Here is a 26,594-nt window from a genome sequence, read left to right as displayed (position 1 = left end):
CAGCGGTACCTTCCGGTGGCCACCATCGCCGTCGGACTGCTTCCGATCCTGCTCGCGCCGTTGCGCGCACGAGAGTTGAGCCCAGATGGACGCGGCGAGTTCGCCTTCTTCCAATCCGCGTTCACGATTATCAGCGCCGCGGGAGCGCTCGGCGGGCGACACGCTTATTACGCGATGCGAGGGGCCGGCCAATCGGATTCGCCTTTGCTCGGCCCAGGAGCAGCGATCTCAGCATGGATCGCAGCTGGAGCCGTGGGAGCCCCCCTCCTCGTGATCAGCCTGTTCCAGCATTCGATACCGACATCGATCCTCATCGCCGCGATCCTCGCAGCGGGGCCACTGCACCTGTTTGTGCAACTGCAGCTTGCACGAGCGCAGTACGAACGTCAGGCACTTCGTGTCGCATTGACAACAGGAGTTCCTGCGCTCTGGGAGTTCGTTGCGAACCTCGTCCTCGTTGCCGCGAACGCCATGACAGTACTCAGCGTGTCTGCTGCAACGGCAGTTGCGGAGGTGCTGCGAGGGATTGTTTCCCGCCGCCGACGCGCCCACGCACCCCGCGATCTTCGCGCAGTTCGTCGAAAATACAACCGTCAGCTCTGGCGGTACGCCCCTGTCGGCATCATGCCGATGCTTGTGAGCAACATCGATGTGATCGTCTACGGTGCGACCCTTCCCCAGAACGAACTTGGGTACTACGCCGTAGCCAAGCTTGCAGTCACGCTCCTCATCTTTGCAACGGTTGTGATCGAAGGCCGTTTCGTGCGTTCCGAGCAGCAGTTTGCGCGGTCCGCCCTGTTCACACTCCTGTCGCTCGGCATGACAGCGCTCTTGGGCGGCATCCTCGGGACGATCCTTGTCCCGCCGCTGTTCGGTTCGGCATATCAGCCGGCAGCAGACGTGTTCGGGCTGATGGCTGCTGTCGGATTCGTTGGCGGAGCACATGTGCTCTTCACCGCCCGCGCCGCGAGCCGGCAACTCGGAGTACTCGCACTGCTGAGTTCAACCGCAGTGTTCGTCACCACGGCCGCCGCGTCAGTGATCGTTTCCCAGGTCGCGTCTGACCTTCGATGGCTTCCGGCGCCGATGGGAGTCGGATACCTACTGGGGCTGGTGATTCTCGCTTGCGGGCTCGTGCGCAAGAAACCCGAGCTTCCCGAAGAAAGGACCTGACGTGATCAGAAGGCTGATCGATGCAATCCGACCATCCAACAGCGACCTCGCAAGCCGCGTGTCGACTCCCGTCCTGGTTGGTTGGTACCTACGGAAGGGCGCCGCCTCCGCCGTCCGGGGTCTCGCCAACGCACCGCTGTTCGGCTCTGTCCGGCTGCCCATCTTCATCGGCCGGTCGGTCTCGATCTCGTACCGCAGGAAACTGTTCCTCGGCCGTGGCGCTTCGATCGGGGCGAACAGCACGATTCAGGCCTACTCGGTGGAAGGTGTCCGGCTTGCCGCTCGCGTTACTATTCGCGAGAACGCCTGGATCCAGTGTTCATCGCACCCCTCGAACCCAGGCGTCGGCCTCACTATCGGCAAGGGAACCTACATCGGTCCTGGAGCGACCATTGGTGTCGGCGGCCCTGTTCGCATCGAGGCAGCCTGCCAAATCGGGGCGAACTTCACGGTGGTGTCGGAGAACCACGCGACGGATGGCTCGGGACGACCGAGTGGGACTGAAGTCGTGCGGTCCGGCGTGCGGATCGGCCGCGGCTCCTGGATCGGGCACGGTGTCACGATTCTCGATGGCGTCGAACTCGGCGAGGGCAGCACGGTGGGAGCTGGCGCTGTCGTCACCAGGAGTTTTCCCGCCGGGGCTCGCTTGGCGGGGGTTCCGGCACGACCGATCGGCGAGTAGCTCGACTACTTGAGTTTCGACGAGTGCTGGACGTATCGCGACTCGATAACTGCGGTGGTCTTTGCCCAATCCCAACCGTAGTCGAGCCGCTCGGGACCGTGACCGCTGCGAATGAGCTCAGTTGCCACCCTCAACATACGGTCGACGTCGTCGCCCTCGACGCCTCGGAAGACAGGCCCGAGGTATTCGGCCGAATTACCTGCCCCCATACTCGCAACGACCCATGCACCCCGTGCTGCGGCCTCGAGTTCGACGAGGCTCTGTACCTCAACCCACGACGCGTTCAACAGCACCTTCGCGGCGTCGATCTCACGAAGAACATCATCGTGACTCATCGGTCCTGTCCATTCCACATTCGCGGCTCCCGCAACCAGCGACCGGAACTCCTGGCCAAACTGCGAGTCCGGATTGATCAGCGGACCGACCACTTTGACCCGACTCCCGAGAGCTGCTGCGGCTCGAACGACCTCGAGCTGCCGTTTGCGTGGTTCGACGCGACCTACCACGAGAATCGCATCGTCTCGATTGCTCCAATCAACGACAACAGCCGACTTCGGCGGCCCACCGTTCGGGGCTAGGACCGCGTTCAGGCCACGCCAGCCAGTGTCCGCCTGCAGGTCCTCTCCTTCACCAGCGGCAAGGAGGAAGACGACCTCGACTCGATCCAACGCCTCACCGAGTCTGCTCCAACAGCTGAGTACAGCGGGGAGGAGCTGAAGCGCCGACGTCAGTGTCCGGGAAACATCTACAAAGCGGCGCGAGCGCCGAAGGCTACGGACAACGAATGCAAGATACTCGCGGGAGCCCTCACCGAGGAAACGACCGACGATTGACCTCAGTCCCAGTCCACGCTCGGCCTTACGCATTCGCCGGACGGCCGGCAAGGAGTGGTGAATGGCCGAAACAAAGACCGGTCGGGGTCCAGCTGACCGAATGGTGACAAGAGCATCGAACGGGCGGTCGACGTTCACCAGGTGAACGAGGGCCTCTGGCCGAAGATTCATCGACGGTGAGAACGGAACGACTCGGACGTCCCAGCCCGAGCGGACCAAGAATTCGCGGTACATCTCCACCTGGGTGAGATCGCCGCCACCCTTGGATTCACTGTCGTCACGTACAACGAAGTCAACGAGTGGTCGAGTCATCTAGTCCGCAGTCTTTCGGGTAGAGCCGCGATGGACGGCCAAGGCGAGAAGCAGCCAGAGGAACACCATCGGACGTTCGGCGTAGAAGATATCGATGAACACACCGCCGACGAACAAACTCACAGCCGCGCCGACGAACCACGCGGGCGCGCGACGGATCCAGCGACCAAACATCGCCATCCAGACGATGGCTCCTACGAGGCCGGATTCGGCGACGATCCGTAAGTACGCGCCGTCCACAGAGGGGCCGGCGAAGGACGGACCAAGGCCGAGGAACACTCGTTCCGACGAACGGGTTATCTCGTTGAGCAGGAGGTTCCATCTATAGAACCGCACCTCGTTGCTGGCATCGCCGCTCGTCACGTTGTCCAGAACCGTGTCCCCGATCGCTTCGTACGCCGTCGCTGCGTACTGGTCGCTGTCGGCAGAGCGGGGCGTGATTGCAGCGAGCTGGCGCCCGGCCTCCCAGGACGCCGAGATCGACGTCGACTGCGTCCGATCGATCGCGGGTTGAATCACCTTCGTTGAGAGCAGGGGAAACGCCAGCAGGATGGCGACGATAGCGACAGTGGCTGTGATCACCGATCCGGGACGCAGCGTTCGCTTCCGAAGGTCGGTTGCCGGCGACTTCCGGATCAGCATCGCGATAGCCATCGCTGCCAAACCACACATCGCGCCGATGATCGAGATTCTCGAGAGCGACATGAGCAGCCCGCCTGCCGCCACGGCGGCGAGCACCATCCGCCCCTCCGCTAGCCAGAAACAGATCAACATCGCCATGATCGCGCCGAGCTCGTAGGGACCGTTCGTGAGGCCAGCACCCCGTTCGAGGGAGAACGCCGAGAATCCGATGTTGAAGCCAAAGAGGAATTGCGCAGTGGCAACGGCGGAGTGCGCAATGGTCGTTAGCGCGAGCACACGAACCAGCGCGGTTTCGGCCCGTCGTCCGCCCGTGTCCAACAACGCAAGTGCAACGGGGAAAATGGCCCAGTACTCGAAGGGACGGACCGCGTAGAGGAGAGCAGGGGCGAGGTGAACTGTTCCCAGTACTGCGGCGATGCCTGCCGTAGCAATGGAGATCATCGTGACAAGAGCAATCCCGGTACGTCCGTTGATGAGTGGCCGTACCGTTTTCCACTGCGCGACGACCGCAACGAGCGCGAGCGCAAGTAGCGCGTCTTCGATGCGAACCGACGAACCAGCGAACTCCATGATGTCGACGCGCGGTCCCGCCGTGAGCCAGAGAAGGCCAGCCAACACGATGAAGGAACCGGTGGTCATCCCGGGCGACGGTGTCTTCACGTCTCGAACCAGCGCCGTCAATGCGCGTCGCTTCCAGGGGAAAGCACCGCTCTGACAGTCTTCCAAAGGATGACCAGGTCACCGGTCATCGACCAGTTCTCCACGTAGTACAGGTCTAGGCGGATTGCGTCTTCCCAGCCCAGCGAAGAACGTCCGCCGACTTGCCAGAGCCCGCTCATACCGGGCTTGAGCAGGAGCCGTCGGCGAGCAGCGTCGTCATACAGCGCCACTTCGCCCTCGCGCTGTGGACGGGGGCCGACCAAGCTCATCGTTCCGAAGAACACATTGAACAGTTGCGGGAACTCGTCGAGCGAGTGCTTGCGCAGGAAGTGTCCGATCGATGTGACACGAGGATCGTTCTCGATCTTGAAGAGCGGCTTGTCCGAAGTTCCTTGCTGAGCGAGAAGTGCTGCCAACTCGTCATCGGCGTTTATTCGCATCGACCTGAACTTCAGCATGTGGAAGGACTTGCCGTTTTGGCCAATGCGTTCCTGCCTGTACAGAACCGGGCCCGGGCTCGTGAGCTTGACGGTGAGCGCGAGAATGACGAGAACCGGCGAAAGTACGACGATGAGCGCGGTGGACCCGAGGAGGTCGAACCCGCGCTTCATGAAGTGCGTCGCGCCCTCGTACCGCGGCATCTCGACGTGGATCAGCGGCAGGCCAGCAACCGGTCGAGTGTGGATGCGGGGGCCGTTGATCTGCGTGAGGCTGGGCGCCACGATGAGGTGCTGCCGACCACCTTCCAGTCCCCAACTCAGCTCTCGAACGGCCTGCGCACCCATCTCCTCCGAACTCGTCACGGCGACCGTGTCGGCGCCGCTGGCGTTCAGCGCAGCGAGAGCGTCTGGAATCCGGCCAACGATGGGGATCCCGGTCCCGATGACGGGCTCTCCGATGGTGCCGTCCGGCACGCAAGCAGCGATGACGCGATAGCCCTCCTCGGGATGCCGCGCGAGCTCACCGGCGAGATGCGCAACGCTCGCCGTCGATCCGACGAGTAGCACCCGCGCGGAGTAGCGACCGCCCTGACGCTGCGCGTTCAGCCACTGCCGCCAAATCCATCGGCTGAACATTAGGACGAGCGTGCCGAGTGGGAACGCGATGAAGATGTAGCCACGAGCCAGATCGATCTTGAAGACGTAGGCGATGATCGCCACGAAGGCAAAGAGTCGGATCGAGGCGTCGACGATCCTGCGATACTCGGCCGAGCCTGTGCCGATGTACCGATGGTCTCGTGTGTCGTAGAGCGCGAGGACGATCAGCCACGCGGTGATGATGGCGACAGAGACCGCCGTGTAGCCGATCGCGAGGTCGGCGACACTGCCGCTGACCGCGACGCCCGCGCTGTCGAGCCCGAACCATGCGATCTGCACGCCGAAGACCACCCAGACAAGCACGAGCACGTCGAAGATCACGAGACGTCGGGCGTAGCTCTTCGCCCACGGCACGGCAGCGGTGGTTTGGCGGCTGGTGAGGGTCACCACGTTGCGCCGTCGTCCTTCGATATGAACACATCGTCGCCAGCCCAGAGCCAGACCTCAGTGCCCGCACGAGCCAGCGCGATGGCTCCGCCGGTTTCTGCGTCGGCCACACATCCGACGACGGTGCTCGTCGTGGCCGGCGTCACGGCGACTGCGGCCATGGACCGGATCTCGACACCAGGGCACTCCGATGCTCCGACGCGAGCGAGCATGTATGAGTCCCCGTCGTCCGCCAGTGACCGCACCCCGATGACGGGGACGCCCACCCATTCGCCAGCAGCTGACCGCCACTTCACCGCGTCTTTGCAGACGATCGCCGTGGTGAACTCACCCTGGTACGCCTCGGTCGGGTCAGCGCACGGGGAGTCGACGGTGCCGGTCGACAGGAGGACCCCAGCGGGCGCGATGCCAGCGCCGGCATCACCCGCAACTCCGGACTTCCAGGTCGCACCGCCGTCGTCGGAGGTGCGCACAGCGGTCCCGCAGTCGTCACCGGTCCCGACGACGACGGAGACGCTCCTCGTGCCTGCGCGGAGCGCTAGCACTGCCCCGGAACCAACCCCGAGATTGACCGGAGTCCACGTAGTTCCACCGTCTGTGGTCCGCTGCAGCACCCCATCGGTGCCGCCACACGTGCCGCTCGAGGCACGCCATGCCTCCTGGCTGTCTACTGCGGACAGCAGACGGCGGCCGGACGTGGCCATCCCGGCGGGATCCGACGTGGCGGACGCGGATGGTTTCGCCGTGCTCGAAGCAGACGGTCGAGGCGTGCTGGAGAACGTCGGCACCGGGCCGGGGGTCCCGTTGGAGGCTGGCGCAGTACGTGCCAGCGCCAGGGCGACGAGCAGCACGTCGACGATCACCAGGACCACGACGATCACGGCGACCCAGACGAGCGTGCGGCGCGAGAAGACGCTGCCGAGGCTTCGGGATCCTCGGCGGGCTCTCACGCGGCGACCACCGTCAACGCTCGGCTCCACGGAATGCGCCGATACGACCGCGTTTCGGGGGCTTCGGCATGGGGGTGTCGTCGTCCTGCAGGCCGTAGCCGTACGCATAGCCGTAGCGGCCGTAGCCGTACGCGCCCGGACCCTTGGTCGGCATCATCGTCATGACGAAACCAGCGATCGGAGCGCCGACGTTCTCGAGCGCGCTGACCGCGCCGGCGAGCTGCCCCTTGTGCGTGTGACCGGAAGCGACGGCGACGATCGCGCCGGAGGCCTTCTTCGCCAGGATCGCGGCGTCGGTGACGGGGAGCAGCGGCGGCGCGTCGAAGAGGACGTAATCGAACTGTTGCTCCAGGCCCGCGATGAGGTCCTGCATTGCGCGAGAGCCGAGCAATTCGGAAGGGTTCGGGGGGATCTGACCGGCGGGCAGGACGACGAGGTTGCCGCGGCCCCACGGCACGGCGACGTCTTCGACGGTCGCGCGTCCGATGAGCACGTCGGTCAGGCCAGCGTTGCCCTCGAGGTCCATGTAGGTGGCGACCTTCGGGCGTCGCAGGTCGGCGTCGATGAGGATCACCCGGAAGCCGGCACTGTCCAGCGCGATGGCGAGGTTCGCGACGGTGGTGCTCTTGCCCTCCGACTGCACCGACGAGGTCATCACGAAGGTGCGGGAACCGGTGCCGAGGTCGAGGAACTGCAGATTGGTGCGGAGGGTACGGAAGGACTCGGCCCGGGGACTGCGCGGGTCGACCTGCACGATAAGCGGTCGCTCCGACGCCTTGTTGTCGTACGCGATCCCGCCGACGACGGGCTTGTCGCTGATCTTCTCGACGTCGGACTCCGTGCGGACCCGGTTGTCGAGCGTCTCCCGCAGCACCGCGACACCGACCCCCAGCGCGAGGCCGACGAGCAGACCGAGGACGACGTTGACGGGCACGTTCGGGCTCACCGGTGAGTTCGGAACCTGGGCTTCCTTGACGCGGGTGAGCTTGACGGTGCTCGTGCCCTCGGCGTCGGTGGCCTCGATGTTCTGCACGACGTTGGTGAGGCTCTCCGAGGTCGCGTTCGCGATGTCGGCGGCCTGCTTCGCGCTCGTGTCATTCACGGTGATCGAGATGAGCGTCGTGTTCAGCGGGGCGTCGGAGGTGACGATCTCGGCGAGTTCGTCCGACGTCATGTCGAGCTTGAGGCTTGAGATCACCGGGAGCAGCACGATCGGCGTCTCGACGAGGTTCGAGTAGGTCAGGACGCGCTGCTGCGTGAAGGTGTTGCCCTGCGCCAGGTCGCTGGCGCTGCCGCTGGTCTGCGTCGAGACGAAGACCTGGGCGGAGGCCGAGTAGACCGGCTGCTTGAGCAGCGAGAATCCCGCGGCGGCGGCCACCCCGACCAGTGCCAGCACCAGGATGAAGACCCATCCCTTGCGCAAGACCGCGATGTAGTCGCGTAGCTCCACGCGGCATCCTTCCCCGAATGTCGCCGAGTCCTGCAGTCCCTGTCACAGGTCGAACGGGATCGTCCCGACGTTCGGCATGGAAATAGTGCCACATAGTTGCGACGCCCAGGTCGCGCAACTTGCTGATACAACCCAGGTGCTCGGCGTGCGCGCCTACGAGGAAGTTGGCTTGGAGTCGACGCGTTCCCTGACCATCGCAGGGTTGCCTGCTGCAGTGGCCCCGCCAGGCACATCCGAAGTCACGAGCGCCAGCGCGGCGATCCGGGCGTTGTCACCGACCGTTGTCTCACCCACAACGACACAGTTCGCGCCGAACTCCACGCCGTTTCCGATCACGGGGGCCCCCGTCGATTGCCCATTTCGTCTCGTGATGGCCCCGATGGTCACGTTGTGGCGCAGGAGGCAATCAGAACCGAGCACCGCATCTGCGTGAATGACGATTCCGTGTGGGTGAAAGACGCGCAGTCTCCGTCCCACTGCGAGCTCGGGAGGGAGCTCAACTGAGAGCACCAGGGACGTGTGCAGTCGGTAGAAGACTGCCCACAGCCGGCCAAACACGCCCGCTCGCGCGTACAGGTATTGCGCAAGGCGAAAGTTCACCAGCACGAACCTTGCGTTCCATGCGTTGACGCTCCAGTCCTGAAGCAACCATTTGGTGATCGGGAGATCGATCTGCGTGCCTCGCGCCATCTTCGACCCTTACCTGTGTCTCGGTCTTCCGAACAGTGTCATGAAGAATCTAATGCCGGGGAAACGTTTCCTCCTCGTCAGTTCGCTGCGCGCAGTCCCGTACGGTGTCGACATGCACCCCGAACAGGACGCACCGGTGGCCACGCGCCCGTCCCCAGCCGTTCGGGACATCCAGGTCGTCGTCCTCGCGCTCGTGGTCTCAGCCGTGCTCTCCCGGGTGGTCGCGAGCGTCGCCCGGACTGGGGGTGTTCCGACCCCGATCGTGCAGGTGCTCCTGGCTGACCTGGCCGTCTGGGTGCCGCTCGGGCTCGCCGTTGGATGGACCGTCCGGCGGTCATCCCCCGCCGCGCTCGTCCGCCGACTCGGCCTGGGCTGGGCGGAGGTGATCGCCGCGGTCGGCATCGTGATCATCTGTCGAGGCCTCGATGCTGCGCTGTCGATCGCGTTCTTCGGAGCGACGGGACTGACCCCGCAGGTGACTCTCGGAACGCCAGACATGGTGCTGCTCGTGGTCTCGGCGATCGGGGTGTGCCTGGTGAGTCCGGTGCTCGAGGAGTTCGTGTTCCGAGGGCTGCTGCAGCGTCGCCTGGCAGCCGAGTTGACCCCGCGGACACGCTTCCTCGCCGTCGTGGTCACCGCGTTGGCCTTCGCCGTGATGCACGTGTTGATCGGGAGCCCGGCATCGTCAGTCGCGGGTTTCGAGGTCTTCCTGACGACGTTCGTGTTGGGGCTGCTCACCGGCACGCTCGTCGCGATGACCGATCGCATCGGCGGAGCGATCCTGGCGCACGTCCTGTTCAACTCGGTCGCCGTCGCGCTCACCTGGCCGCGCTGACGCCCCGTCGACGGCCGAAGCCCTTCGTCGCCGACGCTGGATCACCACGATCGCCGTCGCGTACGCCCCGGCGATGAGGAGCGCCCCGAGGATCGAGCCACCGACGCGCACACCCGTCTGATCGGAGCCCGACAGGATCCCGCCGAACAACAGCCCGATGCCGAGGGTCATCAGCACGAGGAAGACCACGGTCTGCCAGCCGTCACGGATCTGCCCCGGGTCCGGCCTGGTCCAGAGGACCGCGGCGAGGACTCCGAGCGTGATGAACGCCAGGGGCTCCACCGGGAGCCACCGTCCGACCAGGGAGAGCGCACCGAGCGCCGCGGCGAAGGCCACTGCGAGCCAGCCGAGCTGGGCCAGCCGCCGACGGGCAACCGAAGGACCGCCGCTGCGCTCGCCGTTCACCATCCCTCGACCGTAGTCGGCGAACGCGCAGGCGCCGCTCCCAGCGGGCAGCGATGAGACGAACCCACTAGCCTGCACTGAGCATGACTCGCCCAACCAGCATCGTCGACAACCCTCTCGTCCGTCAGGCTCCGATCAGCGGCCTGTTGGCGCTGTCGGCGTTCCTGAGCGTCGTGATGCCGTCGCTGCCGATCACCCAGCACCACCTGTTCGTCGCGAGCGTCGTCGGCGTGGTGGTCGCGACGCTGATGAGCGCGATCCCCACGCTCCTGCGCCGCGCCGCCTGGGTGGTGCCGATCCTGCTGACCGTCGACTTCCTGACGATCGCGCTGCTGCGCACCGGGACGGGTGCGGGTGCCTCGGTGTTCACGGCCCTCGTGGTGCTGCCGGTGATCTGGTGGGCATCGCTCGAGGGGCGTCGGACCGTGGGGTTCGCGGTCCTCGGTCTGCTGGTCGTGATGCTCGCCCCGTACGTGCTGACCCCGACCGACCCGCCCGGGCCGAGTGAACTCGTCCGCGTCGGTGCCGTGGTCATCGTGTTCGGCACCGTCGCCGTCGTCGTGCACGAGCTCTCCCGTCGCTCGCGCCTGAACCTGCGGTCGGCCGAGGCACGTGAGGGCAAGGTCCGCGCCGAGATCGACCGGGCAGCGGCGGTGCAGCGATCCCTGCTTCCGACGACGACCGGCCGCATCACCGAGGACGTCGTCGTCGCCGGTGCCTGCCTGCCGGCCCGGAGCGTTGGTGGGGACTTCTTCGACTGGTACCCGACGCCGACCGGCGTGGCGGTGAGCCTCGGTGACGTCATGGGCAAGGGCGTGGGCGCGGGGCTGATCGCGGCCGCCGTTCGCGCGACCCTGCGCAGCGCCCGGACCGTCGAGGACCCCGGCGAGGCACTCAAGCGGGCCTCCGACGGGCTGACCGCCGAGGGCGTCGGACCCGATCTCGCCTTCACCACGCTGTTCCACGCCCGGATCTCCGACGACGGCACCCTCCAGTGGGCCGACGCCGGTCACGGACTGAGCTTCGTCCTGCGCGCCGACGGACACGTCGACCGGCTGCGCTCCGGCGACATGCCGCTCGGGCTCGGCATCCGCGAGGAGTGGGCGACGACCGACGGCACCCTCGAACCGGGAGACCTGCTCGTCTCGTTCAGCGACGGTGTGCTCGACCTGTACGACGACCTGGACGACACGATCGAGTCCGTCGCCGCGATCGCCCGCGCCGGCCGCGACCCGCACGCGGTCGTCCTCGCGCTGTCGGCCCGAGCCGACGAGGTGCCGCACGACGACGACGTCACGGTGATCGCGATCCGCCGGCAGCCGGTCGAGGTGGACACCGAGCGACCGCTCGCGATGCACGCGGACTGACGGCGCGGAACGAGCGCACGGCGCCCGGTGCCCAACGCACGTCCGTCTCGCAGAGAATGGTACGCGCCGCCGCTCGAACCCGAATCGTGCGGCGACGCGTGCAGACGGTGAGCGTCTGCCCTCGGACGCCCTAGCGTCCTCGGTCTGTGGGGGCGGCCCGGTGGGCCAACCGGAGGGTCAACCGACCCGGGCGAGGTCCCAGACGGGCGGCACGTACGCGCGGGACCAGCCCTCGCGCAGACGCGTCACGGCGCGGTCGAAGGCCTCGAGCAGGTCCATCTCCGGTCGCACCATCGACTGCAGCTGCAGCCCCTCGTAGGTCGCGAGCAGCTGCTCCGAGCCGCGGGCCGGTTCCATCGTGCTCGGCTCACGCCCGAGCAGGACGTCGCGCTCCAGGGCGTGCTGCACGAAGGCGTGGAACCGTCGCCACCGGGCGTGCAGCATCGGCGCGAGCGGGTGCTCGGGCGATGCCGCGATGTTCAGCGTCGCCGTCAGGAACCGCATGAGCGACGGGTCGGCCACGTTCGCGGTGACGATCGCACGCAGGAACCGGATGGTGCCGTGCTGCTCGGCCAGGGGCATGAGCGGCACGGTGCGCTCCTCGTTCCACCGGTCGATCGTGGCGAGCAGCAGGCCGTCCCAGCTCGGGAACGTCCGGCCGACGACGTCGGTGTCCACCCCGGCCGCAGCCGCGACGACCTCGGGGGTCACCTCGTGCAGCGGACGGGAACGCAGCGCCGTGATCATCCCGTGGATGACCTCACCCCGCAGGGCGGGGTCGTCGGGGGTGGTCACCGGCGGCGTTTCGATGTGCATGCATACACTGCACCAGCCCGACGCGACCGTGCACAGTCCCCCGAACGGGAACGCGCGTTCCCCGGACAGGCGTGACCACCCTGGTGTCGTCGATCGGAGTGAGCCATACTCGCCCCATGCAGTGGGGACGGATCGCACCGGTCGTGGCACTCGTCGTGGTGCTCGGCGGCACCCTCGCGGGCTGCGCCCCCGGAGTCGGCGGCGGGACCGGCGCCCCCACGAACCCGAGCAACGACGACAACGTGCAGAGCACCGGGTGCACCGACTACGTCCAGCTGAAGACCCCGGCCGAACGCCGCGACGCCGCTGAACTCGTCGTCGACGCCGACGTCACCAAGACCGATCGCACCGTGGAACCGCAGGGCATCTACGAGGTGTACGAGGCGACGGTCACCGACGTCACGAAGGGTGACGCCGTCGCCCCCGGCGACACGATCCAGGTCATCAGCACCTCGGACCAGTGCGAGACGAGCGGCGAACCGGTCGAGTACCTCTCGGGCGACCCCCTCGCCGACGAGGGCGCCTTCCGCCTGTACCTCTCCCACGACGGAGACGACGACGTCTGGCAGCTCGTCGTCCCCGGCGCCGCCGAGCCGCAGCCCGCCGGCTGACGCCGCAGCCCGCGGGCTGACACCGGGCCCGCTACGGCTGCTCCGGCACCGTCACGATCCGGTTCTGGTACGCCCACACCACGGCCTGCAGCCGCGACCGTATCCCGAGCTTCGGCAGCATCCGCGCCAGGTGCGACTTGACGGTCGAGACCTCGAGCACCAGGGCTACGGCGATCTCCTCGTTCGACATCCCCTGCGCCAGCAGCAGGAGCACCTCGCGCTCACGGGCGGTCAGCACGCCGTCGGCCCGGTCGCCGGAGACCGGCTGCAGGCTCCGACGAGACACGAACTCCCGCAGCACCCGCCGGGTCAGGGCCTGGTCGAGCGTGCCGTTGCCGGCGGCGACCTGCCGCACGGCGTCGACGATGGTGTCCGGCTCGGCGTCCTTGAGCAGGAACCCGGAGGCCCCGGCCTCGAGCGCCCCGAACACGTAGTCGTCCAGGTCGAACGTCGTCAGCATGAGCGCGGGGATCGCCGGATCGGCGTCCGGTGCGCAGAAGATCCGGGCGAGTTCGATGCCGTTCATCACCGGCATCCGGATGTCCAGGCAGGCGACGTCGGGTCGCGTCTCGCGCGCCAGCGCGAGCGCCTCGCCGCCGTCGGCGGCCACGCCGACCACCTCGATGTCCGGCTCCGCACCGAGGAGCGCGGACACCCCGGCGCGGACCAGGGGCTGGTCGTCCGCGACCAGTACGCGGATCACGCGACCACCCCGGTGCCGTCGGCGGCCTGCGCGGGTGCGGCAGGTGCCTCCCGGCCGAGCGCCAGCTCCACCAGCCATCCGCCGGTCGCGGTCGGGCCGGTCTGGAGGCGCGCCCCGACCAGGTCCGCCCGCTCGCGCATCCCCCGCAGGCCGTTGCCGCCCGAGGGAGAGGTCCCCGCTGCCGGCACGGTGGCCGGTGCGTTCTCCACCCGGATCACCACCCGGGTCGCATCGCGGTCGTCGATGGTGACGGTGCACGGGGCAGACGGGGCGTGCAGGGCGGCGTTGGCCAGCGCCTCCTGGACGGTGCGGTACGCGGCGAGCTGCGCGAGCGGGCCGACGCCGTCGGCCAGCGGGCGGTCCCCCGACAGCACGTCGAGCCGGACGTCGCTGCGGAACCGGGCGCGTTCGGCCAGGTCGACGATCCCGGCGACCGTCTCGACGGCGCGCTCGGCGGGAGCGTCGTCGCGGAGCAGGCCGACCAGGCGGCGGAGGTCCTCGAGCACGGCGGTGCTCTGCTCCCGGACCTGGCGGGCACCCTCGTGGGCACGCTCCGGGTCCGCGTCGATCTGCCGGTCGATGACGGCGGCCATCAGCGCGATGCCGGACAGGTGGTGGGCGGCGATGTCGTGGAGCTCACGGGCCATCGCGGCACGTTCGCGGGACACCGCGGCGTCGACCAGGGCGTCCTGCTCCCGGTTCACGGCGCTGGCTTCGGCGGTGCGGGCGACGCGGACCTCGCGGCGGGACTGCACGAGCAGGGTGACCAGGAGGGGCAGGCCGACCGCGCCGATCGCCTGCAGCACGCCCTGCCCGAGCGAGCCGGACACGGCGGCCGTCGTGTCACCGGCGACGGCGGCCAACACCGCGCTGCCGGCGGCGACCAGTGCGCCGGCGACCAGGAGCGTCGGCCACAGGCGGGCCAGCGGGACGCGGAGCACGGCGAGGACGACGGCGACGACCACGGGCAGTGCGGTGAGGCCGAACAGGTCGGAGGACTCCGGGGCGAGCGCCGCGACCACCACCGGCAGGGCGGCGACCACGATCAGCACGGTGCGTGGTGCCCGGCGGGCGGCGAGCAGGGCGGCCGACTGGGCCAGCAGGCCGAGGGCCAAGACGGTCCAGGCGGCCGAGAACACTGCAGGGACCCCAAGTGCCAGGGCGGGGCCGTCCGGTTCGAGGCTGTCCAGGGGCGGCAGGCCGAGCAGCAGCCCGAGGGCGACGACGGCCGTGCCGAGGGCGACGAAGACGTCGACGCGGCGGGCGCGCTGTGCTGCCGGCTCGGCCGGTGCGCGCAGCGCGTCGTGCTCAGCGGGTGCCATCGTTGGATCCTACGAGGCGGGCGCGCGTGGGGACCGGTGCGTCGAGGGGCAGGGCGCGTCGGGCGGGGTCGTAGCCCAGGCGGCCACGGGTCGCGACGAGCAGCACCACGGCGGCGATCGTCGACATGATCGTCAGGCCGATCATCAGCGTGCCGGCGGTCATGCTCGGGTACATCTCGGGGAACAGCGTCGAGATCGTGTTGTTCACGCCGACGTGCAGCAGCAGGGCCAGGGGCAGGCTCTCGCGGGTCTTGTTAAAGACCTGGATCATCACGACGTTGAAGGTGATGGTGAACAGGGCGAACACGACGGGCTCGCTCCAGTGCGCGTTCGGCCAACCGCCCCAGTCGCTGAAGTACAGCGGCATGTGCCAGAGCGCCCAGATCGGGCCGAGGATCGCGGCGGCGCCCAGGCCTCCGAAGCGGTGCTGCAGGCGGGGCAGGGCGAAGTCGCGCCAGCCGGGCTCCTCGCTCAGGCCGGTCGAGAACAGCTGGATGATCAGGCCGGGCACGAGCATGGCGAAGGCCAGGGCCGAGGGGGCCCGCACGTCACCACCGGCGAACGGCAGCGCGGAGACGACGATCAGGGCCGGCACGACGACGAGCGCCAGCGCGTACCAGTACCAGGCGACCCGCCAGCGGAACAGCCGTCCCACCCAGCGGCGGAGCCCCGCGCGACCGTCGGCGACCGCGGTGACGATGAACGCGCTGCCCAACGGTCCGAGGAGCGCCCCGGGCAGGACGCCCGTGAACTGAGCGCTGCCCAGGACCTCGGGGAAGTGGATGTCCCACACGCCCATGCCGTGCGGCGACAGGATGTACGGCACCCACGCGAGCCAGCTCAGGCCGAGTGCCATGGTGAAGAAGGACACGAGCGGGTGCCGGGCGATGAGGCCGCGGACACCCCCTCGGTCGCGGGCTGCGGTGCCGGCGGCGGGCCGGACTTCGGTGGTGTTCGTCATGCACACGACGCTAGGAAACCGGGCGCTCGGGGACGACCGGCTTCGGGATGCACCTGCGGGAGTTCCATCGAAGGATGCAAGTGCGCTGCGGGTGGGTTCGGCGCTCCTGAACACGCCGTCGTCATCGCTCGACGCCGCCTTGCGCTCGAAACGCCGCCGGATCCGGAGGCGTCTCGAGCACTCGGCGGCGTCTGCGCACGACGACGGCGTCTTCCGAACCGATTCGGCCCGCAGGACGCCGGCGTCTCGCGAGTCCGGTCAGGCAGCGCGCTGTGCGGCCACGTGCGAGCTTGCTCGCGCCGTGCGCCGCTACAGCCCTGCACCAGGCTGCCAACCTCGCACCGTGCGAACAACCGCGCACCGTGCGCAGCGCAGCGGCACGGCAGCAGCGGCAGCAGCGTCAGCGCAGCGTCGCCCGGAGTGCGTCGGCGATGAGCGCGAGCGCCACGTCGACCTCGTCGGCCACGCGCTGGTGCGTCGCCGTCGAGCGGCGGTAGGGGTCGTCCACATCGTCGTCGGCCGGGTCGGCGGGCGGCGGGACCGTGCCGCGCAGCCGGGCGACACGCTCCACGAGTTCCTGCGGGGTCGTCACGTCGGCCAGGTCACCGGGCTCGAGGCCCGCGAGCACCCGCGCGAACTGCTTGATCGTGAAGGTCCGCTTGGAGGCCCGGGGCGCCAGGGAGACAGCGGCTGCACGGTGCGATCGTTCGGCGGTCAGCACCAGGTCGGCGCGCTCGACGATCTCGGCCGTCAGGTACCGCGACCGGTGGGCCGACGGGTCGCCCCCGAGCCGGACGGACTGCTCCGACGCGGCGGCGTCCATCGCGGCACCGTCATCGGCGATGGTGCCGGCCGACTCGACCACGAACGCGGGGGCGTCCGGGCCGAGTCGTGCCGTCAGGACCTGCGCGCCGAGCGGCGACCGGCAGATGTTGCCGCTGCAGACGAACAGGATCCGCATCGTCACGCTGCGTCGGTGCGCTCGCCGGCACGCTGGTCGGCACGCTCGTCGTCGCCGAGCAGGTCGTGCCGCACGACGATGGCGTCACGGCCGGGGCCGACACCGATCGCGGAGATCCGTGCGCCGGACATCGCCTCGATCGCCAGGACGTAGTCCTGCGCGTTCTTCGGCAGGTCGTCGAAGGTGCGGGCTCCGGTGATGTCCTCGGTCCAGCCGGGGAACTCCTGGTACACCGGCTTCGCGTGGTGGAAGTCGGACTGGTTGACCGGGACCTCGTCGACGCGGACGCCGTCGACCTCGTACGCGACGCACACCGGGATCGTCTCGAGCCCGGTCAGGACGTCGAGCTTGGTGAGCACGAAGTCGGTCACACCGTTGATGCGTGCCGTGTAGCGGGCGATCGGGGCGTCGTACCAGCCACAGCGGCGCGGGCGGCCGGTGGTGGTGCCGAACTCGAAGCCGTTGGCGCGCAGGAACTCGCCCGACTCGTCGAACAGCTCGGTCGGGAACGGACCGGCGCCGACGCGGGTCGTGTACGCCTTGACGATGCCGATGATCCGCTCGAGCTTGCCCGGGCCGATGCCCGAACCGGTCGCGGCGCCACCGGCGGTCGCGGACGACGAGGTGACGAACGGGTAGGTGCCGTGGTCGACGTCGAGCATCGTGGCCTGGCCGGCTTCGAACAGGACGGTCTCGCCACGCTCCAGGGCGCGGTGGATCTCGAGGGCGGTGTCGGCGACCATCGGGCGCAGGCGCTCGGCGAAGGACAGCAGCGACTCGACGACTTCTTCCGGGTCGATCGCACGGCGGTTGAAGACCTTGACCAGCAGGTGGTTCTTCTGGTCGAGCGCTGCCTCGACCTTCTGGCGCAGGATGTTCTCGTCGAAGATGTCCTGGATCCGGATGCCGACGCGGTTGATCTTGTCGGCGTAGGTCGGGCCGATACCGCGACCGGTGGTGCCGATCTGGCGCTTGCCCAGGAACCGCTCGGTCACCTTGTCGACGGTGCGGTGGTAGTGCGTGATGACGTGGGCGTTGGCCGACACGAGGAGCTTCGAGACGTCGACGCCGCGGGCGCGCAGGGCATCGAGCTCCTGGAACAGCACCTCGAGGTCGACGACGACGCCGTTGCCGATGATCGGGGTCACGCCGGGCGTCAGGATGCCGGAGGGCAGCAGGTGCAGGGCGTACTTCTCGCCGCCGACGACGACGGTGTGGCCGGCGTTGTTGCCGCCGTTGAACTTCACGACGTAGTCGATGCGGGAGCCGAGGAGGTCGGTGGCCTTCCCCTTGCCCTCGTCGCCCCACTGGGCGCCGATGATGACTGCTGCGGGCATCTGGTTCTCCTCACGTTGGCGGAGGACCGCACACGGCCCTCCGGGCCGGTGGTCCACCCGAGTCTATCGGCTGGTCACCTGCGCGTCACCCGCTGTGACGTCCTGCGGACGGCGGGCCGCTTGTCCACATCGAGCGCACCTGGATGTCCGTCCGGATCGGTCGGAGCACGGTCGGACCCGTCCAGATCCACCAGGGAAGGAGCACGACATGAGCGGCATCGGAGACAAGGCGAAGGACTTCGCCGACAGCGACAAGGGCGAGCAGGCAACGGACGCCGGCCTCGACAAGGCGGGCGACGCGGCCGACAAGGCGACCGGCGGCGGACACGGCGACCAGATCGGCAAGGCCGAGGACGCGGCCGACGGCAAGATCGGCAAGTGACGTCCGAGACGTCACCAGAAACGGGACGGGAGGCGCGGTGCCAGCTGGCACCGCGCCTCCCGTCTGTCTGCCGGTGCGTCCCGAGCCACCCGGCCGACCCCGGATCAGCTCCGGAAGAAGTCCTGGTACGACGGGTCGCCGACGGGCTGGGAGTGCCCCGGCTCGGCCAGGCGCTGCTCGATCATGGCCTGGATGACGTCCGGCGGGGTGAGTCCACGACGGCGCCACTCGACCGGGTTGGACCGGAGCTGGTTCAGCGTGTTCTGCATGGGACAAACAGTGGCACCACTTCACTAGTTTGTCTAACTACCTGTCCCGAACACGCGTTCGCGGGGTGGGGTGCCCCGTGCTTCGTGAGCAGAAGAGGTCGGATCCCCACTCGGGACCCGACCTCTTCTGCTCACCATGTGGCGCGTGAACCGCGCGCGCACCCTGTCCTAGCGGCGCGTGACCTTCGCGGTCGCCCCGGACTTGGCCGTGCCGTCCTCGTACCCGGAGGCGTGGGCCGTCACCTGCACGCTGATGCGGTGCCCGACGTCGGACGAGCCGAGCTTGTACTTGGTACCCGTTGCCGACTTGACGACCTTGCCGTCACGCAGCCACTGGTACTTGTAGGTCGCCTTCGTCGTGCTCCACGTGCCGTGCTTCGCGGTGAGGGTCGAGCCGACCTTCGCCGTCCCGCTCACCGTGACCTTGCTCCCCTTCGCCAGCGCGAGCTTCGGCGGGACCACGTTGATCGTCGACGTGTCGGCCTGCTTGCCCGCCGCGTTGTCGAGGTGGAGCAGCAGCACCGTCGCCTTGGTGACACCCGAGGCACGGGTGACCGTGAGCGAGTCGGCGTCGGCGAACAGCACGCCGGGGGTGCCGTCCTGCGAGAACGACAGCTTCGGCTTCGACGGGTCGAACGTGGCCGTCTTCGTCTCGTCCACGACCGAGGAACCGCTGGTGGCGGCGCCCGGGGCGTAGGCCGACTCCGTCAGCACCGTGTAGTCGAACTTCTTCGACGAACCGATGGCCTTCGCAGCGACGGTCAGCACCTTCACCGAGCTGTCGAAGGTGTTCACGTCCTGTCCGGGCGCACCGCCGTTGAGCGGCTGGACGTCGACGACGGGGTCGACGTCCGGGTCGTCCAGGGCGGCCTTCGCCAGGTCGACCGTCGTGGCGAACGTGGCGTCCACGGCAGCCGACTTCGCGTTGTACACCAGGAAGTCGGGCTCACCGTCACGGTCCGTGTCGATGAGGACCTCGACGTTGGTCACGGCGCCCGGGTTCGCGTCCGGACCGGCGGTCTGCACGCCGAACGCCAGGGTTCCCGACGCCTTGTCGTACGACGCACCGTAGGAACGGACGTCGGCCGCCTGCAGCGAACGCGTCGCCGAACCCTCGGGGAACGCCTCGGCCGGGTCGGTGCCGCCGAGCACGAACGGAGCGACGGCGGCGTGGTAGCCGGTCGTCAGTCCGCCCTGGTCGAGCGTGCGGCCCTTGAGCGTGAGCTCGGCCGACTTGCCCGGTCCCGTGAACGAGACCGTGGTCCGTGCCCGCACCGCGCTGACGGGCTTCGGGGCCACGTAGGCCCCGAGGCGCATCGGGTTGAGCGAGCCGTCGGTCGGCGCGAACGCCACGATGCCGGAAGCGGCGGCCACGAACTCGCGCTGGTAGCCCTGCTGGACGGCCTCCTGGGTCGGGTCGATGACCCGGCGGAGCTTCGTCGCGTCGGCGACCGAGAACGTCAGCGTGACCGACGCGGTGCCGTTGGCGGGCACCGTGACCTGCTTCGAGCTGAGCGCGAAGGTCACACCCGGCTGCGACACCTGCGGCTGGTACGACACGTTGTACGTGTGCGCCGTGCTGTCGGTGTTGTCGATCTGCAGGGTGCGGGTCTCGCTCGTCCCGCTCGCGACCTCGACGACGCCGAACGACGCGGTGACGAGCTGGTCGTTCTCGGCGCTGCGGACCGTGGTGCCGGCGGTGACCGCCTGCAGTGCGTCCACGCGACCGGTGCCCTGGCGGAGCAGGGTGGCCGAACGGTTGCCGTCCTTCACGTCGTGCGTCGCCGTGTTCATCAGGGCCGCCTTGACCTGCGGGGCGGACCAGGTCGGGTGCGACTGGAACGTCAGCGCCGCGATGCCCGCGACGTCCGGCGTGGCCATGGAGGTACCGCTCATTGACATGCGGCCGTCACCGGTGCCGTTGGCCGCCGAGATCACGTTGACCCCGGGGCCGGCGATGTCCGGCTTGACGATGTCGTCGAACGATCCGTGCACACCACGGCTGGTGAACGACGCGAGCGTGTTCACGGCGTCCGCCTCGATGGCGACCTCGAAGCCCTTGAGCTCGTCCGCGAAGCGCACGTGCAGGGTCCCCGCCTTGGCGGTGGCCTGGAGGCTCGCCACGCTCTTCGCGGTCAGCTCGGCACCCGGGATGGTCGCGTTGCCACCGATGCCGGATTCGAAGGTGTCGAGCGTGCCCGCCAGCAGGACGCCGACACCGCCGGCAGCCTGGACGTTGCCGAAGCGCACGGCGGAACCGCACTCGAGCGCGGCGTCCGTCCACTTCAGCCAGACGACCTTGCCCTTGATCTTCGCGGCGTCGGCGGCGCTGAACGCGGCACAGCCGTCGATGTTCGCGGTCGGGACGACGACGTCGCCCTCGACGGGCAGGGTGCCCTTGAAGTTGGATGAGTACTGCGAGCGGTAGGTCTTCGCGACGTCGGCCGGTGCGGTGACCTGGACGCCGTCGTACAGCGACTGGCCGGTGGCGCTCGCGGCGACGGTGAGCGCACCCTCGGCGTTGCCCGGCGAGCCACCGATGTCGGTGAAGTCGTCGGCGTTGCCCGAGGCGATCACGGGGAGCACGCCGCGAGCGGTCAGTGCGTCGATCTTGGCGTTGTCGGGGTCGTCCGGTGCGCCGTAGTCGGAGCCGAGCGACAGGTTCAGGACGTTGATGTCCTTGCCCTCGGTGAGCGCCTGGCCCACCCAGTCGAGCGCGGCACCGGTGACGTCGGTCGAGCCGCCGTTGTCACCGAAGACCTTCAGGGCGTACAGGCCGGCCTCGGGCGCGGTGCCCGGACCGATCCACATGTCCTGCACCTGCTGCGTGGTGAGCTTGGTGTAGTCGCCGTCGAACTGCTGCTTGTCGGCGGTCAGGCCGTAGCCGGCGATCGAGCCGGACACGTGCGTGCCGTGGTCGCCGCCCTTGCCGTCGATCGGGTTGTCGTCGGGAGCCGGCACCGGGTCGTAGGCGTCCGGGTCCGTCGGGTCGGCGTTGTAGGTCGCACCGGCGAAGTCGTACCCGCCGAGGAACTTCGACGCGTCGTACAGGCTGGGGTCCGGGGCGCCGCCGCTCGCGTTCGCCAGGGCCTGCTGGTACGCCTCGGTGGTGCCGGGGCCACCGAAGTCGGCCTGCGTGTAGTCGAGACCGGTGTCGAGGACGGCGACGTTGACGTCCTTGCCGGTGTGGCCGGTCTGCTGCCAGGCGTTGAGCGAGCGCGTGTAGACGTCGCTCGCGGCGTTCTTCGGCGCGACGCCGTCGGCACCGGGCTGCACCAGGCTGGGGTCGACACCCGAGGGAGCGGCGTCGGCGTTCTCGTTGACCGTCGGCTCGACGATCTTCTTCGGCGTGAGCGGGATGATGCTCTCGACGTCGGAGCGCTCCGCGATCTTCCGGAACGCGTCGACGTCGGCGACGACCGCGACGCCCGGGACGGTGTACTCGGTCGAGTAGAGCTCGGTCGCGTCGGCGTCGGCGCGCTTGACGGCCGACCGCACCGCGGCGACGGTCGACTGGATCGCCTCGACGCGGTCCTTGGCCGCGGAGGACTGGGTCCGTGACTTCGTCAGGTCCCCGCCCTTCGCCTTGGCGTCCACTTCGAGGGCACCCTGGCCGGTCGTGCGCACGAACGCGGCGACGGTCTTCGTCGGCTTGGCGTCACGGAGCGGGGCGGAGAGCTTGAGGTCGGCCACCGAGATCCCGGCCGGAGCTGCGGAGGCCGCGCCCCCGACTGCGAGACCGCCACACGCGAGGGCCGCGACGGCGATGCCGGCGGTCAGGACGCGGGTGAAGCGATGGGGGGTTGGGTTCGGGTCGGTGTTCGGTGTTGCACGGTTCAAAGAGGGCACTCCTGGCTCAGTCCGTGGTTCGCATGAGATTCCTGTGAAGCTATGCGTTCGTTCTCAGGGAAGACAGTCCGCACTTTGGGGGACTCCCCTCGTCCGGGGGACGGAACCTGTTAAGTTGCACACCCGTGTGCACGTTATTACGATGGGGTGCGTGACCACCACCGAGCAGCCCTCCCGCGCGCCCCGCCGCGACGCCACGGAGAACCGGGCAGCCCTCCTCGACGCGGCGAAGACCTGTCTGCAGCAGGACCCGGACGCCTCGATCGAGACGATCGCCGCAGCTGCGGGACTCTCGCGCCGTGCGGTGTACGGACACTTCCCCTCCCGCGACGACCTGGTGCGCGAGGTCGTGACCGCCGGTGCCGCCCGGATCGCCGCAGCCATGCCCACCGCATCGGACCTGCAGGAGCTCCCGCCGGCCGCACGTCTCGCCGCCATCGCGGTGACGCTCTGGACCGAGGTGTCGCACGTCCGCTCGATGGCCCGGGTCGCCGTGCGCAGCCCGTTCGCCGAACCCGTCGCCGAGGTGTTCGCGCCGCTGCGCTCGCAGGTGCGCCAGGCGTGCGCGCTCGGGATCGCCGACGGCGCCATGCGGGACGACGTCGACCCCGAGACCCTCGGCCGTCTGGTCGAGGGCGCGTGCATCGCCGTCCTCGACGAGGCAACCCGTTCCGGCACGAGCGACGAGGACGGACGGCGCATGGTGGTGGTGTCGGCGCTGGGCATGGCCGGCATCGACTGGCGCACCGCACTGCTCTCCGAACCCGCTGCTCCCGCCCCCGCCTCTGCACCGAAGGACCACGCATGACGCTCGAACTCGACCACGTCGGCATCGGCGAGGAGCCCGGCGCGCCCCTGCCCGTCGTCTCCGCCGTCGCCGCCCCCGGACGCCCGGGGGTCCTCGCCGTCGAGACCGAGCAGGCACCCGTCCTCGCGTCACTCGTCGCCGGTGGCCGCATGCAGCCCGACACCGGCCGCCTGCTGCTCGACGGCCACGAGGACCCGGCAGCCGTCCGGCGCGCGTTCGCCCTGGTCGACACCCCCGGGGTCGCCGAGCCGTTCCCGGTCATGACCCTCAAGCAGATCGTGCGCGAAGAGCTCGCGTTCGCCGGGCAGCGCCCGAACCGCGAGCACGTCGACACCGTGCTCGACGAGCTCGGACTGCGTGACTACGTCGACACCGCCGTGCAGCGGGTGCCGACCGCCGTGCGCATCCGACTGCTCGTCGAACTCGCCCTGCTCCGCGACGGTGTGACCGGCATCGTGATCACCTCGCCCGAGCGGCACGGCGGCGCCGTCGAGGACTGGTTCCAGGTGGTCCGCGACGTCGCACGACGGGGCGTGACCGTGGTCCTCGTGACCTCGAAGGCCGCCGCCACCACCGTCGAGCACCTGCTCGACACGATCGACACGCACGACGGCGTCGAAACGCACGACGACGTCGAACCGCACGACGACGTCGCGACGCTCGCGACGCCCCAGACCGAGGACCCCGAGGACGTGGCCCGAACCGACGGAACCGAGCCGGGCCTCCCGGCCGCTCCTTCCGTCACCGAAGCATCCGCAACCGTCCCGACGGAGGCACAGAAGTGACCACCACCTCGCTCGTCCGCGCAGAACTCGCGCGGCTCACCGCGACCCCGCTCGCACGCCTGGCGTTCATCGCGCTGATGATCGTGCCGCTGCTCTACGGCGGCGCCTACCTGTGGGCGAACCGCGACCCGTACGCGAAGCTCGACCAGATCCCCGCCGCGATCGTGAACCTCGACGCCGGCGCCACGCTGGACGGCGACCACGTCGACTACGGCAAGGACGTCACGAAGGAGGCCATCGACGGGGCCGACTTCAAGTGGACGAAGACCAGCGCCGCCGACGCCCGCTCCGGCGTCCGGAACGGCACGTACGACTTCGTCGTCACCATCCCGCACGACTTCTCCGAGCACCTGGTGTCCGCGCAGTCCGACGACCCGACGCAGGCGAAGCTCGTCATGACGACGGCCGACACCAACTCGTACCTGGCCTCGACCATCGCCGAGCAAGCGGGCAAGACCATGCGCACCGCCGTCGCCGAGCGCGTCGGCAAGCAGGCGGCGAAGACCCTGCTGGTCGGGCTCGCCGACGTGCGGGACAGCCTCGGCGACGCCGTCGACGGGGCGGACGAACTCGCGTCCGGCACCGCCAAGGCGGACAAGGGTGCGCACGAGCTCGCCGACGGCACCGGCAAGCTGTCGTCCGGCGCAGCTGAGCTCGCGTCCGGCACGGCCGACCTGCCGTCGCAGACCCAGCAGCTGAACAGCGGAGCGCAGCAGGTGGCGTCGGGGGCGTCGACCCTGGCGTCCGGGCTGGCCAGCGCGCAGCAGCAGACGGCCGCGCTGCCGTCGCAGACGCAGCAGTTGGACAGCGGGGCGCAGCAGCTGCAGTCCGGGCTGCACCAGCTCCGTGACCAGACGGCTTCGCTTCCCTCCGACTCTGCGCGCCTGTCCACTGGTGCGTCGCAGGTCGCCGCCGGGAACGCCACGCTGGCCGACGAGGCCGCACCGTTCATCGCGGGCGTCCAGCAGCTCTCTGCGCAGTCGCCGGAACTCGTCGCGTCGCTGAAGCCCGTCGTCCAAGCCTCCACGGTGCTCTCCGCGGAACAGAAGACCCGGCTGCTCGCCGGGCTCGACGACCTGCAGGCCGGCAGCACCGAGCTCGGTACCGGTGCCGGCGACCTGTCCGGCAACCTGCAGAAACTCAAGACCGGCAGCGCGCAGGTGTCCGCTGGCGCCTCCCAGCTCGCCGAGCAGGCCCCGGCGCTGACGAGCGGCATCCAGCAGCTCTCCGACGGCTCGGACACGCTCGCCGCCGGCACCGGCAAGCTCGCGGCGAAGGCACCGGAGCTGTCGTCCGGGATCGCGGACGCGGCCACGGGCGCCTCGACGCTCTCGTCGGGGGCTTCGAAGGTGGCCGACGGCACATCGAAGCTGGCCTCGGCCGCTCCGACCCTGTCGTCGGGTGCGTCCCAGCTCGCGACCGGTGCGAAGACCGCCGACCAGGGCGCTTCGTCGCTCGCATCGGGGTTGGACAAGCTCACGACCGGCTCGTCGAAGCTCGCGTCGTCGCTCGACCAGGGCCGCACGAAGATCCCGGCGTCGAACGCCTCGGAGCGGGAGTCGCAGGCCTCCGTCATCTCCGACCCGGTCAAGGTCGGGGACGACAACGTCGCCGCCGCGTCGAACTACGGTGCCGGCCTCGCGCCCTTCTTCATCTCGCTCGCGGCCTGGATCGGCATGTACGCGCTGTTCCTCATCCTCAAGCCGATCTCGAAGCGTGCGATCACGGCGGTGCGGAAGCCCCTCGCCGTGGTGTTCGGCGGCTGGCTGACGCCGGCACTCCTCGGCCTGGTGCAGATGGTGGCGCTGTTCTTCATCGTGCGCTTCGCCCTCGACCTGAACGTGGTGCACGTCGGCGGCACGATCGGGATCATGGTGCTGGCCTCGGCGACCTTCGCGGCGATCATCATGGCGCTCAACGTGCTGCTCGGATCGGTGGGGCAGTTCCTCGGCCTGGTGCTCATGCTCGTGCAGCTCGTCACCGCCGGCGGGACGTTCCCGTGGCAGACGTTGCCGGGGCCGTTGGCGGCGCTGCACTTCGCGCTGCCGATGACGTACTCGGTCGACGCGATCCGGCAGACGATGTACGGCGGGAACCTCGGTGCCGCGTGGTCGGACGCGGGCGTGCTGCTCTGCTGGCTGCTCGGGGCGCTCCTGGTGTCCTTCGTGGTCACGGCGCGGCAGACCCGCTCCCGCACGCTGCGTGACCTGCGCCCGAGCCTGATCGGGTAGCGGGGCGCCGCGGCGCGAGCGGGCGCTCGCGCGCGGGGCCGCGGGGCCGCCCGCGACATCGAGTGAGCAGAAGACG

At 69.0% G+C, this 26,594-nt stretch carries 23 protein-coding genes; 9 read left to right on the top strand and 14 right to left on the bottom strand.

Annotated features, from left to right (window positions below; translation table 11 throughout):
- The first annotated feature begins 15 nt into the window (after positions 1–15).
- Positions 16–1,173 (top strand): lipopolysaccharide biosynthesis protein, encoded by a 1,158-nt coding sequence (locus BIU91_RS18420; protein WP_139196583.1) that lies wholly within the window; start codon positions 16–18, stop codon positions 1,171–1,173.
- Between the two features lies 1 nt (position 1,174).
- On the top strand, positions 1,175–1,855 hold the full coding sequence (locus BIU91_RS18100; protein ID WP_084740576.1) for an acyltransferase: 681 nt from the start codon (positions 1,175–1,177) through the stop codon (positions 1,853–1,855).
- Positions 1,856–1,860: 5 nt separating this feature from the next.
- On the opposite strand, the gene BIU91_RS18095 is transcribed toward BIU91_RS18100, so the two are convergent.
- The 6 genes from BIU91_RS18095 to BIU91_RS18090 all read right to left on the bottom strand — a co-directional run bounded on the left by BIU91_RS18095 (position 1,861) and on the right by BIU91_RS18090 (position 8,876).
- A complete protein-coding gene (locus tag BIU91_RS18095; RefSeq protein ID WP_084740572.1) occupies positions 1,861–3,000 on the bottom strand; it encodes a glycosyltransferase in 1,140 nt (379 codons plus the stop codon).
- Positions 3,001–4,281 carry a hypothetical protein gene (locus BIU91_RS04350; RefSeq protein WP_071404370.1) on the bottom strand — a complete coding sequence of 427 codons (1,281 nt, stop codon included), beginning with the start codon at positions 4,279–4,281 and terminating at the stop codon, positions 3,001–3,003. It lies immediately after the preceding gene.
- Positions 4,282–4,319: 38 nt separating this feature from the next.
- Positions 4,320–5,789, bottom strand: coding sequence for a sugar transferase (locus tag BIU91_RS04345; RefSeq protein WP_253183685.1), 1,470 nt, complete (start codon positions 5,787–5,789; stop codon positions 4,320–4,322).
- Positions 5,783–6,667: a hypothetical protein gene (locus tag BIU91_RS18415; RefSeq protein ID WP_139196582.1), complete on the bottom strand. Its 885-nt coding sequence runs from the start codon at positions 6,665–6,667 to the stop codon at positions 5,783–5,785. The genes BIU91_RS04345 and BIU91_RS18415 overlap by 7 nt, the downstream gene beginning before the upstream one ends.
- Before the next feature lie 82 nt (positions 6,668–6,749).
- The gene (locus tag BIU91_RS04335) at positions 6,750–8,186 is read right to left on the bottom strand and encodes a polysaccharide biosynthesis tyrosine autokinase (RefSeq protein WP_071404368.1); all 1,437 of its coding nucleotides are present in this window, start codon (positions 8,184–8,186) and stop codon (positions 6,750–6,752) included.
- A 153-nt stretch (positions 8,187–8,339) separates the two neighbouring features.
- A complete protein-coding gene (locus tag BIU91_RS18090; RefSeq protein ID WP_084740569.1) occupies positions 8,340–8,876 on the bottom strand; it encodes a serine acetyltransferase in 537 nt (178 codons plus the stop codon).
- 112 nt (positions 8,877–8,988) lie between these two features.
- Between BIU91_RS18090 and BIU91_RS04330 the strand changes: the two genes are divergently transcribed.
- Together BIU91_RS04330 and BIU91_RS04325 are read left to right on the top strand one after the other, a co-directional pair.
- The gene (locus BIU91_RS04330; RefSeq protein WP_171907775.1) at positions 8,989–9,711 is read left to right on the top strand and encodes a CPBP family intramembrane glutamic endopeptidase; all 723 of its coding nucleotides are present in this window, start codon (positions 8,989–8,991) and stop codon (positions 9,709–9,711) included.
- A 488-nt stretch (positions 9,712–10,199) separates the two neighbouring features.
- On the top strand, positions 10,200–11,483 hold the full coding sequence (locus BIU91_RS04325) for a SpoIIE family protein phosphatase (RefSeq protein WP_071404366.1): 1,284 nt from the start codon (positions 10,200–10,202) through the stop codon (positions 11,481–11,483).
- 177 nt (positions 11,484–11,660) lie between these two features.
- Here the strand turns inward: BIU91_RS04325 and BIU91_RS04320 are convergent, their stop codons facing one another.
- Positions 11,661–12,299, bottom strand: a complete 639-nt coding sequence (locus BIU91_RS04320) for a TetR/AcrR family transcriptional regulator (protein ID WP_139196581.1) — start codon at positions 12,297–12,299, stop codon at positions 11,661–11,663.
- A gap of 116 nt (positions 12,300–12,415) precedes the next feature.
- Between BIU91_RS04320 and BIU91_RS04315 the strand changes: the two genes are divergently transcribed.
- Positions 12,416–12,910, top strand: a complete 495-nt coding sequence (locus BIU91_RS04315) for a hypothetical protein (protein ID WP_071404364.1) — start codon at positions 12,416–12,418, stop codon at positions 12,908–12,910.
- A gap of 31 nt (positions 12,911–12,941) precedes the next feature.
- Here BIU91_RS04315 and BIU91_RS04310 read toward each other — a convergent pair whose 3' ends face one another.
- The 5 genes from BIU91_RS04310 to BIU91_RS04290 all read right to left on the bottom strand — a co-directional run bounded on the left by BIU91_RS04310 (position 12,942) and on the right by BIU91_RS04290 (position 18,194).
- Positions 12,942–13,613, bottom strand: coding sequence for a response regulator transcription factor (locus tag BIU91_RS04310; protein WP_071404363.1), 672 nt, complete (start codon positions 13,611–13,613; stop codon positions 12,942–12,944).
- A complete protein-coding gene (locus BIU91_RS04305) occupies positions 13,610–14,935 on the bottom strand; it encodes a histidine kinase (RefSeq protein ID WP_084740561.1) in 1,326 nt (441 codons plus the stop codon). Before BIU91_RS04305 ends, BIU91_RS04310 begins: the two co-directional genes overlap by 4 nt.
- On the bottom strand, positions 14,922–15,896 hold the full coding sequence (locus tag BIU91_RS04300; RefSeq protein ID WP_071404362.1) for a CPBP family intramembrane glutamic endopeptidase: 975 nt from the start codon (positions 15,894–15,896) through the stop codon (positions 14,922–14,924). Before BIU91_RS04300 ends, BIU91_RS04305 begins: the two co-directional genes overlap by 14 nt.
- Before the next feature lie 400 nt (positions 15,897–16,296).
- A complete protein-coding gene (locus BIU91_RS04295) occupies positions 16,297–16,857 on the bottom strand; it encodes a hypothetical protein (protein ID WP_071404394.1) in 561 nt (186 codons plus the stop codon).
- 2 nt (positions 16,858–16,859) lie between these two features.
- Positions 16,860–18,194: an adenylosuccinate synthase gene (locus BIU91_RS04290; RefSeq protein WP_017886319.1), complete on the bottom strand. Its 1,335-nt coding sequence runs from the start codon at positions 18,192–18,194 to the stop codon at positions 16,860–16,862.
- Between the two features lie 208 nt (positions 18,195–18,402).
- On the opposite strand from BIU91_RS04290, the gene BIU91_RS04285 reads away from it, so the two are divergent.
- Positions 18,403–18,576 (top strand): antitoxin, encoded by a 174-nt coding sequence (locus BIU91_RS04285; RefSeq protein WP_071404361.1) that lies wholly within the window; start codon positions 18,403–18,405, stop codon positions 18,574–18,576.
- Positions 18,577–18,680: 104 nt separating this feature from the next.
- Here BIU91_RS04285 and BIU91_RS18825 read toward each other — a convergent pair whose 3' ends face one another.
- Together BIU91_RS18825 and BIU91_RS04280 are read right to left on the bottom strand one after the other, a co-directional pair.
- The gene (locus tag BIU91_RS18825) at positions 18,681–18,845 is read right to left on the bottom strand and encodes a hypothetical protein (RefSeq protein ID WP_155896763.1); all 165 of its coding nucleotides are present in this window, start codon (positions 18,843–18,845) and stop codon (positions 18,681–18,683) included.
- 168 nt (positions 18,846–19,013) lie between these two features.
- Entirely contained in the window at positions 19,014–22,685 is a 3,672-nt protein-coding gene (locus BIU91_RS04280; RefSeq protein WP_071404360.1) for a S8 family serine peptidase, read from the bottom strand.
- Positions 22,686–22,845: 160 nt separating this feature from the next.
- Here BIU91_RS04280 and BIU91_RS04275 point away from each other — a divergent pair, with 160 nt between their 5' ends.
- Genes BIU91_RS04275 through BIU91_RS04265 form a run of 3 tightly spaced genes read left to right on the top strand, consistent with a single transcriptional unit; the run spans position 22,846 to position 26,518 of the window.
- On the top strand, positions 22,846–23,502 hold the full coding sequence (locus BIU91_RS04275; RefSeq protein WP_084740552.1) for a TetR/AcrR family transcriptional regulator: 657 nt from the start codon (positions 22,846–22,848) through the stop codon (positions 23,500–23,502).
- A complete protein-coding gene (locus BIU91_RS04270; RefSeq protein WP_071404358.1) occupies positions 23,499–24,287 on the top strand; it encodes a hypothetical protein in 789 nt (262 codons plus the stop codon). The genes BIU91_RS04275 and BIU91_RS04270 overlap by 4 nt, the downstream gene beginning before the upstream one ends.
- The gene (locus BIU91_RS04265) at positions 24,284–26,518 is read left to right on the top strand and encodes a YhgE/Pip domain-containing protein (RefSeq protein ID WP_071404357.1); all 2,235 of its coding nucleotides are present in this window, start codon (positions 24,284–24,286) and stop codon (positions 26,516–26,518) included. Before BIU91_RS04270 ends, BIU91_RS04265 begins: the two co-directional genes overlap by 4 nt.
- Positions 26,519–26,594: the final 76 nt, after the last annotated feature.

This window comes from Curtobacterium sp. MMLR14_002 (assembly GCF_001864975.1).
GTDB classification, from domain to species: domain Bacteria; phylum Actinomycetota; class Actinomycetes; order Actinomycetales; family Microbacteriaceae; genus Curtobacterium; species Curtobacterium flaccumfaciens.
The sequence above is the reverse complement of the archived record's forward strand: the minus strand, read 5'-3'. Positions and strand labels throughout refer to the sequence as shown.